Source organism: Streptomyces sp. RKAG290, assembly GCF_023701695.1.
Classification (GTDB): Bacteria; Actinomycetota; Actinomycetes; order Streptomycetales; family Streptomycetaceae; genus Streptomyces.
In genome coordinates this window covers 1,413,068-1,431,670 of record NZ_JAJOZC010000001.1, presented here as the reverse complement: position 1 = coordinate 1,431,670, position 18,603 = coordinate 1,413,068, and the positions used below count along the sequence as shown (strand labels likewise).

Here is an 18,603-nt window from a genome sequence, read left to right as displayed (position 1 = left end):
CCGCACCGTCCTGCGCCACACGGGCGACAGGACGAAAGACGACGAGTATGGAGAAATCACTAGTGGAGAACGAGACCCACTACGCCGAGGCCGTTATCGACAACGGAACCTTCGGCACCCGCACCATCCGCTTCGAGACGGGCCGCCTGGCCAAGCAGGCCGCCGGCTCCGCCGTCGCGTACCTGGACGACGACACCATGGTGCTGTCGGCCACCACCGCTTCCAAGCGGCCCAAGGACCAGCTCGACTTCTTCCCCCTCACGGTGGACGTCGAGGAGCGGCAGTACGCCGCCGGCAAGATCCCCGGCTCGTTCTTCCGCCGGGAGGGCCGCCCCTCCGAGGACGCGATCCTCACCTGCCGCCTGATCGACCGGCCGCTGCGCCCCTCCTTCAAGAAGGGCCTGCGCAACGAGATCCAGATCGTCGAGACGATCATGGCGCTCAACCCCGACCACCTGTACGACGTGGTCGCGATCAACGCCGCCTCCGCTTCCACGATCCTGGCGGGCCTGCCCTTCTCCGGCCCGATCGGCGCCACCCGCGTCGCCCTGATCAAGGGCCAGTGGGTCGCCTTCCCGACGCACACCGAGCTCGAGGACGCCGTCTTCGACATGGTCGTCGCCGGTCGCGTCCTCGAGGACGGCGACGTCGCGATCATGATGGTCGAGGCCGAGGCCACCGAGAAGACCATCCAGCTCGTCCAGGACGGCGCCGAGGCCCCGACCGAAGAGGTCGTCGCCGCCGGTCTCGAAGCGGCGAAGCCCTTCATCAAGTCGCTCTGCAAGGCCCAGTCGGACCTCGCCGCCAAGGCTGCCAAGCCCACTGGCGAATTCCCGGTCTTCCTCGACTACCAGGACGACGTCCTGAAGGCGCTCACCGGCGCCGTCAGCACCGAGCTCGCCAAGGCGCTCACCATCGCCGGCAAGCAGGAGCGCGAGGCGGAGCTGGACCGCATCAAGGAGATCGCCGGCGAGAAGCTGCTCCCGGCCTTCGAGGGCCGCGAGAAGGAGATCTCCGGTGCCTACCGCGCGCTGACCAAGAAGCTGGTCCGCGAGCGCGTCATCAAGGACAAGGTCCGCATCGACGGCCGCGGCGTCACGGACATCCGTACGCTCGCCGCCGAGGTCGAGGCCATCCCGCGCGTGCACGGCTCGGCGCTCTTCGAGCGTGGCGAGACCCAGATCCTGGGCGTCACCACCCTCAACATGCTCCGTATGGAGCAGCAGCTGGACACCCTCTCCCCGGTGACCCGCAAGCGCTACATGCACAACTACAACTTCCCGCCGTACTCCGTCGGCGAGACCGGCCGCGTGGGCTCGCCCAAGCGCCGCGAGATCGGCCACGGTGCGCTCGCCGAGCGCGCCATCGTGCCGGTGCTGCCGTCGCGCGAGGACTTCCCCTACGCGATCCGCCAGGTCTCCGAGGCGCTGGGCTCCAACGGCTCGACGTCCATGGGCTCGGTCTGCGCCTCCACCATGTCGCTGCTGAACGCCGGTGTGCCCCTCAAGGCCGCCGTCGCCGGTATCGCCATGGGTCTGATCTCCGAGGAGATCGACGGCAAGACCCACTACGTCGCCCTCACCGACATCCTCGGTGCCGAGGACGCGTTCGGTGACATGGACTTCAAGGTCGCCGGTACGAAGCAGTTCGTGACCGCGCTCCAGCTCGACACCAAGCTCGACGGCATCCCCGCCTCGGTCCTGGCCGCCGCGCTGAAGCAGGCCCGTGACGCCCGCCTCCACATCCTCGACGTGATGAACGAGGCCATCGACGTCCCGGACGAGATGTCCCCGAACGCCCCGCGGATCATCACCGTCAAGATCCCGGTGGACAAGATCGGTGAGGTCATCGGCCCCAAGGGCAAGATGATCAACCAGATCCAGGAGGACACCGGCGCCGACATCACGATCGAGGACGACGGCACCATCTACATCGGTGCCCAGCAGGGCTCGCAGGCCGAGGCCGCGCGCGCCACGATCAACGCGATCGCCAACCCGACCATGCCGGAGGTCGGCGAGCGCTACCTGGGTACGGTCGTCAAGACCACCACCTTCGGTGCGTTCGTGTCGCTCATGCCGGGCAAGGACGGCCTGCTGCACATCTCGCAGATCCGCAAGCTCGCCGGTGGCAAGCGCGTGGAGAACGTCGAGGACGTGCTCGCGGTCGGTTCCAAGGTCCAGGTCGAGATCGCCGAGATCGACTCCCGCGGCAAGCTCTCGCTGATCCCGGTCGTCGAGGGTGAAGAGGACGAGAAGAAGGACGACGCCGCCAAGTGACGTCCCGTAGTTCCGTGACGACGGCCCGCACCTCCTCGGAGGCGCGGGCCGTCGCCCGTACCCAAACGCTTCTCAAGGGCAGCAACGGCATCGGCACCGTCCGCCGCACGGTACTTCCCGGCGGCCTGCGGATCGTCACCGAGACCCTGCCCTCCGTCCGCTCCGCCACCTTCGGGATCTGGGCCAACGTCGGATCACGCGACGAGACACCCGCCCTGAACGGCGCGACGCACTACCTCGAACACCTCCTCTTCAAGGGCACGGCCAAGCGCAGTGCCCTCGACATCTCCTCCGCGATCGACGCGGTCGGCGGCGAGATGAACGCCTTCACGGCGAAGGAGTACACCTGCTACTACGCGCGGGTCCTCGACACGGACCTGCCGCTGGCCATCGACGTCGTCTGCGACATGCTGACCGGCTCGCTGATCGCCCCCGAGGACGTCGACGCCGAACGCGGCGTGATCCTCGAAGAGATCGCGATGACGGAGGACGACCCGGGCGACTGCGTGCACGACCTGTTCGCGCACACCATGCTCGGCGACACCCCCCTGGGCCGCCCGGTCCTCGGCACGGTCGACACGATCAACGCCCTGAACCGCGGCCAGATCGCCCGCTTCTACAAGAAGCACTACGACCCCACGCACCTCGTCGTCGCGGCGGCCGGCAACGTCGACCACGCCACGGTCGTCCGCCAGGTCCGCCGGGCGTTCGAGCGGGCCGGCGCCCTGTCCCGCACCGACGCCGTTCCCACGGCGCCGCGCGAGGGCTCCCGCACGCTGCGCACCGCGGGCCGGGTCGAGCTGCAGAACCGCAAGACGGAGCAGGCACACGTCGTCCTCGGCATGCCGGGACTGGCCCGCACCGACGAGCGCCGCTGGGCACTGGGCGTACTCAACACCGCCCTCGGCGGCGGTATGAGCTCCCGCCTCTTCCAGGAGGTACGGGAGAAGCGCGGCCTCGCCTACAGCGTGTACTCGTACACCTCAGGCTTCGCGGACTGCGGGCTCTTCGGGGTGTACGCGGGCTGCCGGCCCAGTCAGGTCCACGACGTCCTCAAGATCTGCCGCGACGAGCTCGACCGCGTCGCGTCGGACGGGCTGGACGACGAGGAGATCGGCCGCGCCATCGGGCAGCTCTCCGGGTCCACGGTCCTCGGCCTGGAGGACACCGGTGCCCTGATGAACCGCATCGGCAAGAGCGAACTGTGCTGGGGCGAGCAGATGTCGGTCGACGACATGCTGGCCCGCATCGCGCAGGTCACCCCGGACGACGTCCGGGCGGTGGCGGGCGAGGTCCTCGGACACCGTCCCTCGCTCTCGGTCATCGGGCCGCTCAAGGACAAGCAGGCCGACCGCCTCCACGAATCGGTCGCCTAGCCACTCAGTCACCACGTCACCCGAAAGAAGCAAGCATGAGCAAGCTGCGCGTGGCCGTTCTCGGCGCCAGGGGCCGTATCGGCTCCGAAGCCGTACGAGCCGTCGAGGCCGCCGACGACATGGAGCTGGTGGCCGCACTGGGCCGCGGCGACAAGCTGGAGACCCTCGCGGAGACCGGCGCCCAGGTCGTCGTCGAGCTCACCACCCCCGCGTCGGTGATGGAGAACCTCGACTTCTGCATCCGGCACGGCATCCACGCCGTGGTCGGCACCACCGGCTGGAACGACGAACGGCTCGCGCAGCTGAACACCTGGCTCTCCGGCTCACCGGAGACCGGTGTGCTCATCGCACCGAACTTCTCCATCGGCGCAGTCCTCACGATGAGGTTCGCCCAGCAGGCCGCCCGCTACTTCGAGTCGGTCGAGGTCATCGAGCTGCACCACCCCAACAAGGCCGACGCCCCCTCCGGCACCGCCTCACGCACCGCCCAGCTCATCGCCGAGGCCCGCCGCGAGGCCGGCAGCGCACCGCAGCCGGACGCCACCACGACCGGGCTGGACGGGGCGCGCGGCGCGGACGTCGACGGGATCCCGGTCCATTCGGTCCGGCTCCGCGGCCTCCTGGCCCACCAGGAGGTGCTGCTCGGGGGAGAGGGCGAGACCCTCACCATCCGGCACGACTCCCTGCACCACAGCAGCTTCATGCCGGGCATCCTGCTCGGTGCACGCCGCGTGGTGACCACTCCGGGCCTCACGTTCGGCCTGGAAAACTTCCTCGACCTGAACTGACTGAGCCCACCGTCATGCGCGCAAAGATCACTTACGTTGTCACGGCCGCCGTCCTGGTCTTCTACTTCGGCCTGGTCGGCAGCCGTGGCTTCCTGCTCATCCGGCACGGCACGCTGCTCACGGTGACCTTCGGGGTCGCCGTGCTCATCCTGCCGTTGATCGGCATCTGGTTCCTCTGGAAGAACACCCAGTTCGTGCGGCGGGCCAACGCCCTGGCCGCGGAACTCGACGCCGAGGGCGGGCTGCCGGTCGACGAGCTGGTCCGCACCCCGAGCGGCCGGATCGACCGGGACTCCGCCGACGCGGTGTTCGCACGCCGGCAGGAGGAGACGGAGGACGCGCCGGACGACTGGCGCTGCTGGTTCCGGCTGGCCGTCGCCTACCAGGACGCCCGCGACACCCCCAGGGCCCGCAAGGCCATGCAACGAGCCATCGCACTCCACAACCGCCCGGCTCCCGCCCCGGACCTGCCGGACACATCAAGCGCACCCGGCACCTCAAGCCAGTCCGGCGCTTGAGGACAGTCTTTCGAGCCCGTCCGGCGTTCGAGGACACCCGGCCGCCGGACGCGGCTCCGGCACAGGCTAGGGGCGCCTGTACTCATCCCCCCACGCCTCGATCGTGTCGGCGGCCCGATCGAACGCCTCCCCCCGCGTAAGAAAATCCGCGTTGGAGTCCGTGAGCAGCGGCGGCACCGCGTGGCCACCCTTGCGTACGACGATCAGGGCCTGCCCCTGCACCGTCCGCGGGAACCCGAGCCACTTCACCGGCTGCTGCACCGTACGGACCGCGGTGGCGCGGTTCCACGGCACGGTCGTCGTCCGGAAGAACCCGACGCGGCGTACGCCGTGCCGGCTCACCCAGGCGCCGATCCGCAGCATCCGCAGGGCGCAGAGGATCACCGCGAGGGCGAGCGCGAGACATGCGCCCGCCCCGGGCAGTGCCCCGGCGAACGCGGTGATCATCCCGGCGAACAGGATGAACGAGGCAAGCAGCAGCAGGGTGGCCGCGGCCGCGACCCGCCACGGGCCGGGACGGTAGGGACGCCGCCAGCTGTCGTGGTCGTCGAACGGCAGCGCGACATCCTCAGCGCTCGCGTCAAATGCGCGGTCGGCCGTCAGGAAGGGCAGGGGCACGACTGATCCTCACTCACAAGCACGCTCGATTGCTGTGCCCGGTGAGGCTACCGAGGAGATGACCGGCCGGACCACCCCAGGGGGCCCGTACGAGTCAGTGGCCCGGTGCGGCCTCGGTCTGCTGGCTGTGGGACGGCGCGTGCGCGGGTCCCAGTGCGGGAAGGCCGAGCAACAGCGATCCGACGAGACCGGCGACCACGGCCAGCCCGACCAGGGAGCGGCCCGCCAGCTCGGAGACGGTCCTGCGCTCGCGGGGTGGCGGTGTGACGTTACTGCGGAATCGGTCGGCCTCGGCGACGAACGAGAACGGGACGGATTCACGCCGGCGGAACATGAGGAAACTCTCCTTGAACTCTGTTTCGGGTGGTGCTAATGAGTCAGACGCACGGGAAGCCCGATCGGTGCCCCGAATCGCCGAATTGGTCGAAGAAATCCTCGAACGGGCGGTGCGGACCGCGTTGTCAGTCGCGGCCCGTAGAGTGGGCGCCGCCCGAGCGACGCCATTGGAAGGACCCCCGCCGGTGACCGAGACCCCCGCGCCCGCAAAGCCCAGTTTCCGCAGCGACGTCACCGTTGACCTGGTGAAACATGCCGCAGGCGACTCCGACGTGCTGTTCGCCGCCCGCGTGTCCACGGCCGGTGAACAGTCTCTTGAGGAAGTCACCAAGGATCCTGAGCGCTCCAAGGGGCTCATCAACTACCTGATGCGGGACCGGCACGGAAGCCCGTTCGAGCACAACTCGATGACCTTCTTCATCAGCGCCCCGATCTTCGTGTTCCGCGAGTTCATGCGGCACCGCGTCGGCTGGTCCTACAACGAGGAATCGGGCCGCTACAGGGAGCTGGAACCGGTCTTCTACGTCCCGGGGGAGTCCCGCAAGCTCGTCCAGCAGGGCCGTCCCGGCAAGTACGAGTTCGTCGAGGGCACCGAGGCCCAGCAGGAGCTCACCGGCCGCGTCATGGAGGACTCGTACCGCCAGGCGTACGACGCCTACCAGGAGATGCTGGCCGCCGGTGTGGCCCGCGAGGTGGCCCGTGCGGTCCTCCCGGTCGGCCTGTTCTCCTCGATGTACGCCACGTGCAACGCCCGCTCGCTGATGCACTTCCTCGGCCTGCGCACCCAGCACGAGCTGGCGAAGGTTCCGTCCTTCCCGCAGCGGGAGATCGAAATGGTCGGTGAGCAGATGGAGGCGCACTGGGCGGGGCTCATGCCGCTCACCCATGCAGCCTTCAACAAAAACGGACGCGTCGCCCCGTAGGCGGTGTCCGTATTGCGGCGTTTCGTGAAGTTCATCTAGGCTGATCAAACGGACCCGGCACTGCTTGAACCCCCGAGCAGGCAGTGCCGGGCTCCTATCGTCTGTCCCCCGAGGGGACACCGGGCGCCGAGCAACGAGTAGCGTGTTACCCATGGCTCCGATCTCCACTCCGCAGACCCCCTTCGGGCGGGTCCTCACCGCTATGGTCACGCCCTTCACGGCGGACGGTGCACTCGACCTCGATGGCGCCCAGCGGCTCGCCAACCATCTCGTGGATGCAGGCAACGACGGCCTGATCATCAACGGCACCACCGGCGAGTCCCCGACCACCAGCGACGCGGAGAAAGACCAGCTCGTAAGGGCTGTGCTGGAAGCAGTGGGAGACCGGGCGCACGTCGTCGCCGGCATCGGGACCAACGACACCCGCCACAGCGTCGAACTCGCCCGGACGGCCGAGCGCACCGGGCCCATGGCCTCCTCGCTGTGACGCCGTACTACAACAAGCCGCCGCAGGAAGGCCTCCTGCGGCACTTCACGGCGATCGCGGACACCACCGGCCTGCCGGTCATGCTTTACGACATTCCCGGCCGCAGCGGTGTGCCGATCGACACAGAGACACTGGTAAGGCTCGCCGAGCACCCGCGCATCGTGGCCAACAAGGACGCCAAGGGCGACCTCGGCCGAGCCAGCTGGGCCATCGCCCAGTCCGGACTCGCCTGGTACTCCGGCGACGACATGCTCAACCTCCCGCTCCTCTCGGTCGGTGCGGTGGGTCTCGTCTCCGTCGTCGGCCACGTCGTCACCCCCGACCTGCGGGCTCTCGTCGAGGCCTTCCTCGGCGGCGACGTCCAGAAGGCCACCGAGATCCACCAGAAGCTGCTGCCCGTCTTCACCGGCATGTTCCGCACCCAGGGCGTGATCACGACCAAGGCCGCACTGACGCTCCAGGGCCTGCCCGCCGGCCCGCTGCGCCTTCCTCTGGTGGAACTCTCCGCCCACGAAACGGCGCAGCTCAAGATCGATCTCGCTGCCGGTGGGGTACAGCTTTAACCACAGACTTCACAACTGAATACGCGAGAGAACACTCGCAACAGAGCAACACCCAAGACAACAGCAAGTGCACGAATGACATGCGCGCCACGTGCCCAAGCGGTACGTGGCGCGTGTGGTAAGGAGAGTCTTTTGAGTCATCCGCATCCTGAACTCGGCACCCCGCCGAAGCTCCCGAAGGGCGGCCTGCGGGTCACCCCGCTCGGCGGCCTCGGCGAAATCGGCCGCAACATGACGGTATTCGAGTACGGCGGCCGCCTGCTCATCGTCGACTGCGGCGTCCTCTTCCCCGAGGAGGAGCAGCCCGGGATCGATCTGATCCTTCCGGACTTCACGACCATCCGGGACCGTCTCGACGACGTCGAGGGCATCGTCCTCACGCACGGACACGAGGACCACATCGGTGGTGTCCCGTATCTGCTGCGCCTGAAGCCGGACATCCCGCTGATCGGCTCCAAGCTGACCCTCGCGCTCATCGAGGCGAAGCTGCAGGAGCACCGCATCCGTCCGTACACCCTTGAGGTCACGGAGGGCCAGCGCGAGCGCATCGGTCTCTTCGACTGCGAGTTCATCGCGGTCAACCACTCGATCCCGGACGCTCTCGCGGTCGCCATCCGCACGCCTGCGGGCATGGCCGTCGCCACCGGCGACTTCAAGATGGACCAGCTCCCGCTGGACGGCCGCCTCACCGACCTGCACGCCTTCGCGCGGCTGAGCGAAGAGGGCATCGACCTTCTTCTCTCGGACTCGACGAACGCCGAGGTCCCCGGCTTCGTGCCGCCCGAGCGGGACATCTCGAACGTCCTGCGCACGGTCTTCGCGAATGCCCAGAAGCGGATCATCGTGGCGAGCTTCGCCAGCCACGTGCACCGCATCCAGCAGATCCTCGACGCCGCTCACGAGTACGGCCGCAGGGTCGCCTTCGTCGGGCGGTCGATGGTCCGGAACATGGGCATCGCCCGTGACCTGGGTTACCTGAAGGTCCCGCGGGCCTGGTCGTCGACGTCAAGACGCTCGACGACCTGCCGGACGACGAGGTCGTGCTGGTCTGCACGGGCTCCCAGGGCGAGCCGATGGCGGCCCTGTCCCGGATGGCCAACCGCGACCACCAGATCCGCATCGTCCAGGGTGACACGGTCATCCTGGCGTCGTCGCTGATCCCCGGCAACGAGAACGCGGTCTACCGCGTGATCAACGGCCTGACCCGCTGGGGTGCCAACGTCATCCACAAGGGCAACGCCAAGGTCCACGTCTCGGGCCACGCCTCGGCCGGCGAGCTGCTGTACTTCTACAACATCTGCAAGCCGAAGAACCTGATGCCGGTCCACGGCGAATGGCGCCACCTCCGGGCCAATGCCGAACTGGGCGCCCTCACCGGCGTACCGAAGGACCACATCGTCATCGCCGAGGACGGCGTGGTCGTCGACCTGATCGACGGCAAGGCCAAGATCGTCGGCAAGGTCCAGGCGGGCTATGTGTACGTGGACGGCCTCTCGGTCGGCGACGTCACCGAGACCTCCCTCAAGGACCGCCGCATCCTGGGCGACGAGGGCATCATCTCCGTCTTCATCGTGGTCGACAGCTCCTCCGGCAAGATCGTGGGCGGCCCCCACATCCAGGCCCGGGGCTCCGGCATCGACGACTCGGCATTCAGCGCGGTCGTTCCGAAGGTCGAAGAGGCACTCAACAAGTCCGCTCAGGACGGCGTGATGGAGCCGCACCAGCTCCAGCAGCTGGTCCGCCGCACGGTGGGCAAGTGGGTCTCCGACACCTACCGCCGGCGTCCGATGATCCTTCCCGTCGTCGTCGAGGTCTGACCCCGACAGGCGCGAACTCCGGAGCGGGGCCCCCGATTTGCATCGGGGAGCTCCGCTCCAGTACGTTTACGTCTCCACCTCACCGGGAAGCACCGCGCGCACTCGTGCGCCGCGAGCCTCTTGCAGAGGAGGGAAATTCCGACTCAGATCTTCTGATAAAGTCGGATCCGCCGAAAGGCAAGGCCACTTCAACGGCCACCGGAAATCAAATTCGAACCGGAAACGGAACGAAATTGAGTCTGGTAAGGTTGGAACCGCCGGAAAGGGAAACGCGAAAGCGAAGAACTGGAAAGCGAAAATGCGAGGCCCGTTTCGACCGGGAATCGGACACGAAAGAGTCTGATAGAGTCGGAAACGCAAGACCGAAGGGAAGCGCCCGGAGGAAAGTCGCAGAAAATGTTCTGCGGTGAGTACAAAGGAAGCGTCCGTTCCTTGAGAACTCAACAGCGTGCCAAAAGTCAACGCCAGATATGTTGATACCCCGACCTGCTTCGGCAGGTTCGAGGTTCCTTTGAAAGTCCTGTGAGGTCACTGACCTGGCAGGCAATGCACATAGCGAGGACACAGTGGACGGTCGGTCTTATTCCGACTTGATCGTTCCGCTCTCGTGTGTGTGATCCCGATTACGGGAAAACATTCACGGAGAGTTTGATCCTGGCTCAGGACGAACGCTGGCGGCGTGCTTAACACATGCAAGTCGAACGATGAAGCCCTTCGGGGTGGATTAGTGGCGAACGGGTGAGTAACACGTGGGCAATCTGCCCTTCACTCTGGGACAAGCCCTGGAAACGGGGTCTAATACCGGATAATACTTTCCCTCTCATGGGGGAAGGTTAAAAGCTCCGGCGGTGAAGGATGAGCCCGCGGCCTATCAGCTAGTTGGTGGGGTAATGGCCTACCAAGGCGACGACGGGTAGCCGGCCTGAGAGGGCGACCGGCCACACTGGGACTGAGACACGGCCCAGACTCCTACGGGAGGCAGCAGTGGGGAATATTGCACAATGGGCGAAAGCCTGATGCAGCGACGCCGCGTGAGGGATGACGGCCTTCGGGTTGTAAACCTCTTTCAGCAGGGAAGAAGCGAAAGTGACGGTACCTGCAGAAGAAGCGCCGGCTAACTACGTGCCAGCAGCCGCGGTAATACGTAGGGCGCAAGCGTTGTCCGGAATTATTGGGCGTAAAGAGCTCGTAGGCGGCTTGTTGCGTCGGTTGTGAAAGCCCGGGGCTTAACCCCGGGTCTGCAGTCGATACGGGCAGGCTAGAGTGTGGTAGGGGAGATCGGAATTCCTGGTGTAGCGGTGAAATGCGCAGATATCAGGAGGAACACCGGTGGCGAAGGCGGATCTCTGGGCCATTACTGACGCTGAGGAGCGAAAGCGTGGGGAGCGAACAGGATTAGATACCCTGGTAGTCCACGCCGTAAACGTTGGGAACTAGGTGTTGGCGACATTCCACGTCGTCGGTGCCGCAGCTAACGCATTAAGTTCCCCGCCTGGGGAGTACGGCCGCAAGGCTAAAACTCAAAGGAATTGACGGGGGCCCGCACAAGCAGCGGAGCATGTGGCTTAATTCGACGCAACGCGAAGAACCTTACCAAGGCTTGACATACACCGGAAAGCATCAGAGATGGTGCCCCCTTGTGGTCGGTGTACAGGTGGTGCATGGCTGTCGTCAGCTCGTGTCGTGAGATGTTGGGTTAAGTCCCGCAACGAGCGCAACCCTTGTTCTGTGTTGCCAGCATGCCCTTCGGGGTGATGGGGACTCACAGGAGACTGCCGGGGTCAACTCGGAGGAAGGTGGGGACGACGTCAAGTCATCATGCCCCTTATGTCTTGGGCTGCACACGTGCTACAATGGCCGGTACAATGAGCTGCGATGCCGCGAGGCGGAGCGAATCTCAAAAAGCCGGTCTCAGTTCGGATTGGGGTCTGCAACTCGACCCCATGAAGTCGGAGTTGCTAGTAATCGCAGATCAGCATTGCTGCGGTGAATACGTTCCCGGGCCTTGTACACACCGCCCGTCACGTCACGAAAGTCGGTAACACCCGAAGCCGGTGGCCCAACCCCTTGTGGGAGGGAGCTGTCGAAGGTGGGACTGGCGATTGGGACGAAGTCGTAACAAGGTAGCCGTACCGGAAGGTGCGGCTGGATCACCTCCTTTCTAAGGAGCACTTCTTACTCGGTTCGCCGGGTCAGAGGCCAGTACACCGGCGAATGTTCGGTGCTGGTTGCTCATGGGTGGAACGTTGACTATTCAGTACCTGGGGTTCAACCGGGTCGTAAGTACTGCTCTTCGGAGCGTGGAAAACGAACCGAGTGGATTCGAGGTGCTGGGCACGCTGTTGGGTATCTGAAGGTACGGCCGTCATGGTCGTCCTTCGGTTGCCGGCCCCAGTGAACTCGCCCGGTAAGGGTGGGGTGATGGGTGGCTGGTCGTTGTTTGAGAACTGCACAGTGGACGCGAGCATCTGTGGCCAAGTTTTTAAGGGCGCACGGTGGATGCCTTGGCACCAGGAACCGATGAAGGACGTGGGAGGCCACGATAGGCCCCGGGGAGCTGTCAACCAAGCTTTGATCCGGGGGTGTCCGAATGGGGAAACCCGGCAGTCGTCATGGGCTGTCACCCGCTGCTGAACACATAGGCAGTGTGGAGGGAACGAGGGGAAGTGAAACATCTCAGTACCCTCAGGAAGAGAAAACAACCGTGATTCCGGGAGTAGTGGCGAGCGAAACTGGATCAGGCCAAACCGTATGCGTGTGATACCCGGCAGGGGTTGCGCATGCGGGGTTGTGGGATCTCTTTTTCACGGTCTGCCGGCTGTGAGACGAGTCAGAAACCGTTGATGTAGGCGAAGGACATGCGAAAGGTCCGGCGTAGAGGGTAAGACCCCCGTAGCTGAAACATTAACGGCTCGTTTAAGAGACACCCAAGTAGCACGGGGCCCGAGAAATCCCGTGTGAATCTGGCGGGACCACCCGTTAAGCCTAAATATTCCCTGGTGACCGATAGCGGATAGTACCGTGAGGGAATGGTGAAAAGTACCGCGGGAGCGGAGTGAAATAGTACCTGAAACCGTGTGCCTACAAGCCGTGGGAGCGTCGCTGTATGTGCTTGCACATGCAGTCGTGACTGCGTGCCTTTTGAAGAATGAGCCTGCGAGTTTGCGGTGTGTTGCGAGGTTAACCCGTGTGGGGAAGCCGTAGCGAAAGCGAGTCCGAATAGGGCGATTTAGTAGCGCGCTCAAGACCCGAAGCGGAGTGATCTAGCCATGGGCAGGTTGAAGCGGAGGTAAGACTTCGTGGAGGACCGAACCCACCAGGGTTGAAAACCTGGGGGATGACCTGTGGTTAGGGGTGAAAGGCCAATCAAACTCCGTGATAGCTGGTTCTCCCCGAAATGCATTTAGGTGCAGCGTCGTGTGTTTCTTGCCGGAGGTAGAGCACTGGATAGGCGATGGGCCCTACCGGGTTACTGACCTTAGCCAAACTCCGAATGCCGGTAAGTGAGAGCACGGCAGTGAGACTGTGGGGGATAAGCTCCATGGTCGAGAGGGAAACAGCCCAGAGCATCGACTAAGGCCCCTAAGCGTACGCTAAGTGGGAAAGGATGTGGAGTCGCAGAGACAACCAGGAGGTTGGCTTAGAAGCAGCCACCCTTGAAAGAGTGCGTAATAGCTCACTGGTCAAGTGATTCCGCGCCGACAATGTAGCGGGGCTCAAGCGTACCGCCGAAGTCGTGTCATTCATACACATATCCCCAACGGGAGTATGGATGGGTAGGGGAGCGTCGTGTGCCGAGTGAAGCAGCCGCGGAAGCGAGTTGTGGACGGTTCACGAGTGAGAATGCAGGCATGAGTAGCGATACACACGTGAGAAACGTGTGCGCCGATTGACTAAGGGTTCCTGGGTCAAGCTGATCTGCCCAGGGTAAGTCGGGACCTAAGGCGAGGCCGACAGGCGTAGTCGATGGACAACCGGTTGATATTCCGGTACCCGCTTTGAAACGCCCAATACTGAATCAGGCGATGCTAAGTCCGTGAAGCCGGCCCGATCTCTTCGGAGTTGAGGGTAGTGGTGGAGCCGACGAACCAGACTTGTACTAGGTAAGCGATGGGGTGACGCAGGAAGGTAGTCCAGCCCGGGCGGTGGTAGTCCCGGGGTAAGGGTGTAGGCCGTGTGGTAGGTAAATCCGTCACACATTAAGGCTGAGACCTGATGCCGAGCCGATTGTGGTGAAGTGGATGATCCTATGCTGTCGAGAAAAGCCTCTAGCGAGTTTCATGGCGGCCCGTACCCTAAACCGACTCAGGTGGTCAGGTAGAGAATACCGAGGCGTTCGGGTGAACTATGGTTAAGGAACTCGGCAAAATGCCCCCGTAACTTCGGGAGAAGGGGGGCCATCACTGGTGATTGGATTTACTCCATGAGCTGGGGGTGGCCGCAGAGACCAGCGAGAAGCGACTGTTTACTAAAAACACAGGTCCGTGCGAAGCCGTAAGGCGATGTATACGGACTGACGCCTGCCCGGTGCTGGAACGTTAAGGGGACCGGTTAGCTGACTTTCGGGTCGGCGAAGCTGAGAACTTAAGCGCCAGTAAACGGCGGTGGTAACTATAACCATCCTAAGGTAGCGAAATTCCTTGTCGGGTAAGTTCCGACCTGCACGAATGGCGTAACGACTTCTCGACTGTCTCAACCATAGGCCCGGTGAAATTGCACTACGAGTAAAGATGCTCGTTTCGCGCAGCAGGACGGAAAGACCCCGGGACCTTTACTATAGTTTGATATTGGTGTTCGGTTCGGCTTGTGTAGGATAGGTGGGAGACTTTGAAGCGGCCACGCCAGTGGTTGTGGAGTCGTCGTTGAAATACCACTCTGGTCGTGCTGGATGTCTAACCTGGGTCCGTGATCCGGATCAGGGACAGTGTCTGATGGGTAGTTTAACTGGGGCGGTTGCCTCCTAAAGAGTAACGGAGGCGCCCAAAGGTTCCCTCAGCCTGGTTGGCAATCAGGTGTTGAGTGTAAGTGCACAAGGGAGCTTGACTGTGAGACCGACGGGTCGAGCAGGGACGAAAGTCGGGACTAGTGATCCGGCAGTGGCTTGTGGAAGCGCTGTCGCTCAACGGATAAAAGGTACCCCGGGGATAACAGGCTGATCTTCCCCAAGAGTCCATATCGACGGGATGGTTTGGCACCTCGATGTCGGCTCGTCGCATCCTGGGGCTGGAGTCGGTCCCAAGGGTTGGGCTGTTCGCCCATTAAAGCGGTACGCGAGCTGGGTTTAGAACGTCGTGAGACAGTTCGGTCCCTATCCGCTGTGCGCGTAGGAATATTGAGAAGGGCTGTCCCTAGTACGAGAGGACCGGGACGGACGAACCTCTGGTGTGCCAGTTGTCCTGCCAAGGGCATGGCTGGTTGGCTACGTTCGGAAAGGATAACCGCTGAAAGCATCTAAGCGGGAAGCCTGCTTCGAGATGAGTATTCCCACCCTCTTGAGGGGTTAAGGCTCCCAGTAGACGACTGGGTTGATAGGCCAGATGTGGAAGCCCGGTAACGGGTGGAGCTGACTGGTACTAATAGGCCGAGGGCTTGTCCTCAGTTGCTCGCGTCCACTGTGTTAGTTCTGAAATAACGAACGGCCGTGTTTTGTTCCGGTGTTGGTTAATTTCATAGTGTTTCGGTGGTCATTGCGTTAGGGAAACGCCCGGTTACATTCCGAACCCGGAAGCTAAGCCTTTCAGCGCCGATGGTACTGCAGGGGGACCCTGTGGGAGAGTAGGACGCCGCCGAACTCCTTTTAAAATAGTTAAGCCCCGTGCCCTTGTGGCACGGGGCTTTTCTGCGTTCCGGACCAGAACGCGCCGGCCACTCGCTGTCGGGAAGTGCCGGGAAGAAGGCGCACCCCGGTGGGGCCGAGTCCGGTCGGAACGCCCTACGGCTGTGGGGCGGTGACGGTGCGACAGACGGTTTTGCGCACCCCCTCGATCAGGGTATGCTTTAGCTCGTTGCCGCAGGGCAGCAAGGCCCCAATAGCTCAGTCGGTAGAGCGTCTCCATGGTAAGGAGAAGGTCTGCGGTTCGATTCCGCATTGGGGCTCGGACAGAAAGAAAGGCCCCCGCCACTCGGCGGGGGCCTTTCGCGTATCCGGACCTTTGCCGGCTAAGCGGGCGGCTCGGGGACGCGCATCGCGAGAATGGCCATGTCGTCCGAGGCCGGTTCGGCGGCGAACCGCTCGACCGCCCGCAGGATGCGTGCCGCCACCGCGCCCGCCGTAAGGCCCGTGCAGGTGGCCAGCACGTCCGCCAGGCCGTCGTCGCCGAGCATGCGGGTGCCCTCGCGGCGTTCGGTGACTCCGTCGGTCACGCATAGCAGCACGTCGCCGGGATCGAGCGTCACCGTCTGCTCGTACAGTTCCAGGTCCTCGATGACACCCAGCAGCGGCTGCGGTTCGGCAGCGGCCTCGACCGAGCCGTCCTGGCGCAGCCGGAGCGGGAGCGGGTGGCCCGCGCAGACCACCTTCAGCAGCGCGCTGCCGTCCTCCTGGGGCCACAGCTCCCCGTACAGCAGCGTCAGGAAGCGGCTGCGGGCGCCCTCGTCGAGGATGGCGGCGTTCAGCCGCTCCAGGACCGCGGGGCCGCCGAAGCCCTCGCGGGCGAGCAGGCGCAGGGCGTGACGGGCAAGGCCCGTCACGGCTGCGGCCTCCGGGCCCGTACCGCAGACGTCGCCGATGGCGAAGCCGTAGGCACCGTCGCGGATCGGGAAGACGTCGTAGAAGTCGCCGCCCACCTCGTTGCCCTCACCGGCTGCCCGGTAGATGACCTCGATCTCGACATTGGGCACGTCCGGCAGCCCCGGCGGCAGCAGGCTGCGCTGCAGGGACTGGCTGATCGCCATGCGTTCCGAGTAGAGGCGGGCGTTGTCGAGGGCCAGCGCGGCCCGGCGGGAGAGGTCCTCGGCCAGTTCCAGGATCTCCTGGCGGAAATGGTCGTCGGACGGTTTGCCGAGCGTGAGCATGCCGATGACACGGTTACGGGCGACGAGCGGGAGGACCACCGTCTCCCCGCCGACCGCGGCCGCGGTGGCGAGGGTCGTGCGGATACCCGGGCCGAGCCCTCCGGGGTCACTGAGGCCGATGCTGCGCATCGAGGTGCGCAGGGCCGCCTCGTGCGCGGCCTCGGACGGGGCCGCCCAGATACGGGCACCGGGAGCCGGCACCGGGTCGGGCGGGGAGATCTTGGAGAGAAGGGCCTTGAGGCCGTCGATGCGTTCCTCGTCCTCGTGCAGCACGTAGGAGAGGTACGGGTCCGAGGACTGGTCGGCGATCGTGTAGACGGCGCACCAGGTGGCCAGGGTGGGGACCGTCATCTGAGCCATCAGGGCCAGGGTCTGGTCCCGGTCGAGCGTCCCGGCGAGGAGGTCGGAGGCTTCGACGAGGAAGGAGAGGGAGCCGCGGCGCAGCCGTTCCAGTTCGCCCAGGCGGGCGGACTCCACGGCCAGGGCGATGCGGTCGGCGGCGAACTGGAGGCGCAGGGCCTCCTCGTTGGAGTACCGCCCGGCGGCCTCGGCCGCGACACCCAGGGAGCCGGTGAGGCGGCCCTCGACCTTGAGCGGGACCGTGACCACCGACCGCATGCCGGTGTTGCCCAGCAGGGGCACCGCACCCGGGACGGCGTCGAGGTCCTCGTGGACGGCGGGCATGCGGGCGGAGCCGTACCGTCCGGTGCCGGCCTCGACGGGGACACGGGCGAAGCGCTGGCGCGCGGAGGGCAGGCCGGTCGTGGCCCGTACCTCCAGCTCGGTCTCGTCGTCCGTGGCCAGCAGCAGGAACGCCGCGTCCGCGTCGAGCATGTCGCGTGCCCGCTCGACGGTCCGCTGGAGCAGGCCGTCGAGGTCGTCGGGGGCGGGGGAGCCGATGAAGACCTCGAAGGGGTCCGTCTTGCGGCTCTCGTTGTTCGTGTCGGAGACCGGAGTGCGGGCCGGTGACTGGAGTACGGCCCGTTCGTAGTCGCGGACCAGCAGACAGACCGTCGAGGGTTCGCCGTGGGTGTCCCGTACGCGCAGGTGGGAGCCGTAGACCGCGAGGGTGCGGCCATCTGCCCCCCGGATGCCGTAGCTGCCCTCCCAGCGGGAGAGACGGAGCGCGTCGGCGATGCCGGTGTTGGTGCCGGGAGTCTGCGGCCAGGCGGTGAAGTCGGTGAGCTGTTTGCCGGTGACCTGCTCCGCCGTGTGCCCGAACAGGTACGTGGCGTCGTCGTTCCAAGCGGCGATGGCGCCCAGGCTGTCGATCTGGACGACGGCGACCCTGACCCGCTCGTCGGTGACCGGGAGCAGGTCGACGGGGAGGAGAGGGCCCGCGGAACGGATGCCCACCGGGCGGTCGGGGAGATCGAGCTGGAACCAGACGTGCTTGTGCGTGGGGGAGTATTCGACGCCCCAGCGTGAGGCCAGCGCGGCGCAGAGCAGCAGGCCGCGGCCGCCCTCCCGGTCCGGGCTGCCGAAGTCCAGACCGGTGGTCTGGAGCGGGATCTCCCGTTCCGGATAGTGGTCGGATACCTCTACCCGGACGCCCTCCTCCGTACGGAGGCACAGCACGTCCGCGGCGGTGCCCGCGTGGACCACCGCATTGGTGACGAGCTCGCTGGTGAGGACGACCGCATCGTCCACGACGTCGGTGTATCCCCACCCCTGGAGGGTGTCGCGGACAAAAGCGCGGGCGGTCGCGACGGAGCGCCCGACCGGGTCGAAGGTGGCAGCCGCGCGCGCCGTGATCACAGCACTCCCCATATGGTGTTTCGTCGCTTCCCCGAGTCCTGTGCCCGTTCTCGCCTGCTTCGATTTTGCTTGCCAGGCTAGACGCTCTGTCCCCCTACCGGGTACCGGAGGGCCGACTTCGGGCAGGGG

The 18,603-nt window shown here is 65.2% G+C and carries 8 protein-coding genes, 1 tRNA gene, 3 rRNA genes and 2 pseudogenes; 11 read left to right on the top strand and 3 right to left on the bottom strand.

Going from position 1 to position 18,603, the window contains the following annotated elements:
* Positions 1–62: 62 nt before the first annotated feature.
* From LNW71_RS06085 to LNW71_RS06070, 4 genes are read left to right on the top strand one after another with little or no spacing between them, the layout of a single operon-like run.
* The gene (locus LNW71_RS06085) at positions 63–2,276 is read left to right on the top strand and encodes a polyribonucleotide nucleotidyltransferase (protein WP_250971910.1); all 2,214 of its coding nucleotides are present in this window, start codon (positions 63–65) and stop codon (positions 2,274–2,276) included.
* Positions 2,273–3,652, top strand: a complete 1,380-nt coding sequence (locus LNW71_RS06080) for a pitrilysin family protein (protein ID WP_250967300.1) — start codon at positions 2,273–2,275, stop codon at positions 3,650–3,652. The genes LNW71_RS06085 and LNW71_RS06080 overlap by 4 nt, the downstream gene beginning before the upstream one ends.
* Positions 3,653–3,687: 35 nt before the next feature.
* A complete protein-coding gene (gene dapB / locus LNW71_RS06075) occupies positions 3,688–4,440 on the top strand; it encodes a 4-hydroxy-tetrahydrodipicolinate reductase (protein WP_250967299.1) in 753 nt (250 codons plus the stop codon).
* Positions 4,441–4,454: 14 nt separating this feature from the next.
* A complete protein-coding gene (locus LNW71_RS06070) occupies positions 4,455–4,958 on the top strand; it encodes a tetratricopeptide repeat protein (protein ID WP_250967298.1) in 504 nt (167 codons plus the stop codon).
* A 66-nt stretch (positions 4,959–5,024) separates the two neighbouring features.
* On the opposite strand, the gene LNW71_RS06065 is transcribed toward LNW71_RS06070, so the two are convergent.
* On the bottom strand, positions 5,025–5,576 hold the full coding sequence (locus LNW71_RS06065; protein ID WP_250967297.1) for a hypothetical protein: 552 nt from the start codon (positions 5,574–5,576) through the stop codon (positions 5,025–5,027).
* A 94-nt stretch (positions 5,577–5,670) separates the two neighbouring features.
* A complete protein-coding gene (locus LNW71_RS06060) occupies positions 5,671–5,910 on the bottom strand; it encodes a hypothetical protein (protein WP_250967296.1) in 240 nt (79 codons plus the stop codon).
* A gap of 187 nt (positions 5,911–6,097) precedes the next feature.
* On the opposite strand from LNW71_RS06060, the gene thyX reads away from it, so the two are divergent.
* The 7 genes and pseudogenes from thyX to LNW71_RS06025 all read left to right on the top strand — a co-directional run bounded on the left by thyX (position 6,098) and on the right by LNW71_RS06025 (position 15,798).
* Entirely contained in the window at positions 6,098–6,835 is a 738-nt protein-coding gene (thyX, locus tag LNW71_RS06055) for an FAD-dependent thymidylate synthase (RefSeq protein ID WP_250967295.1), read from the top strand.
* 151 nt (positions 6,836–6,986) lie between these two features.
* A pseudogene (dapA, locus tag LNW71_RS06050) lies at positions 6,987–7,885 on the top strand (4-hydroxy-tetrahydrodipicolinate synthase).
* Between the two features lie 132 nt (positions 7,886–8,017).
* Positions 8,018–9,702 (top strand): annotated as a pseudogene (locus LNW71_RS06045) (ribonuclease J).
* A 636-nt stretch (positions 9,703–10,338) separates the two neighbouring features.
* A 16S ribosomal RNA gene (locus LNW71_RS06040) occupies positions 10,339–11,863 on the top strand.
* A gap of 311 nt (positions 11,864–12,174) precedes the next feature.
* Positions 12,175–15,299: ribosomal RNA gene (locus LNW71_RS06035) — 23S ribosomal RNA — on the top strand.
* Between the two features lie 79 nt (positions 15,300–15,378).
* A 5S ribosomal RNA gene (rrf, locus tag LNW71_RS06030) occupies positions 15,379–15,494 on the top strand.
* Together the 16S, 23S and 5S rRNA genes with 1 tRNA gene alongside form the textbook arrangement of a ribosomal RNA operon.
* Positions 15,495–15,725: 231 nt before the next feature.
* A tRNA-Thr gene (locus LNW71_RS06025) sits at positions 15,726–15,798 on the top strand.
* Positions 15,799–15,861: 63 nt separating this feature from the next.
* On the opposite strand, the gene LNW71_RS06020 is transcribed toward LNW71_RS06025, so the two are convergent.
* Entirely contained in the window at positions 15,862–18,486 is a 2,625-nt protein-coding gene (locus LNW71_RS06020) for a SpoIIE family protein phosphatase (protein ID WP_285802051.1), read from the bottom strand.
* Between the last annotated feature and the right edge of the window lie 117 nt (positions 18,487–18,603).

Coding starts and splice junctions, on each gene's coding strand:
- dapB (WP_250967299.1), top strand. CDS start 3,688: ATGAGCAAGCTGCGCGTGGCCGTTCTCGGCGCCAGGGGCCGTATCGGC.
- LNW71_RS06070 (WP_250967298.1), top strand. CDS start 4,455: ATGCGCGCAAAGATCACTTACGTTGTCACGGCCGCCGTCCTGGTCTTC.
- LNW71_RS06060 (WP_250967296.1), bottom strand. CDS start 5,910: ATGTTCCGCCGGCGTGAATCCGTCCCGTTCTCGTTCGTCGCCGAGGCC.
- LNW71_RS06020 (WP_285802051.1), bottom strand. CDS start 18,486: ATGGGGAGTGCTGTGATCACGGCGCGCGCGGCTGCCACCTTCGACCCG.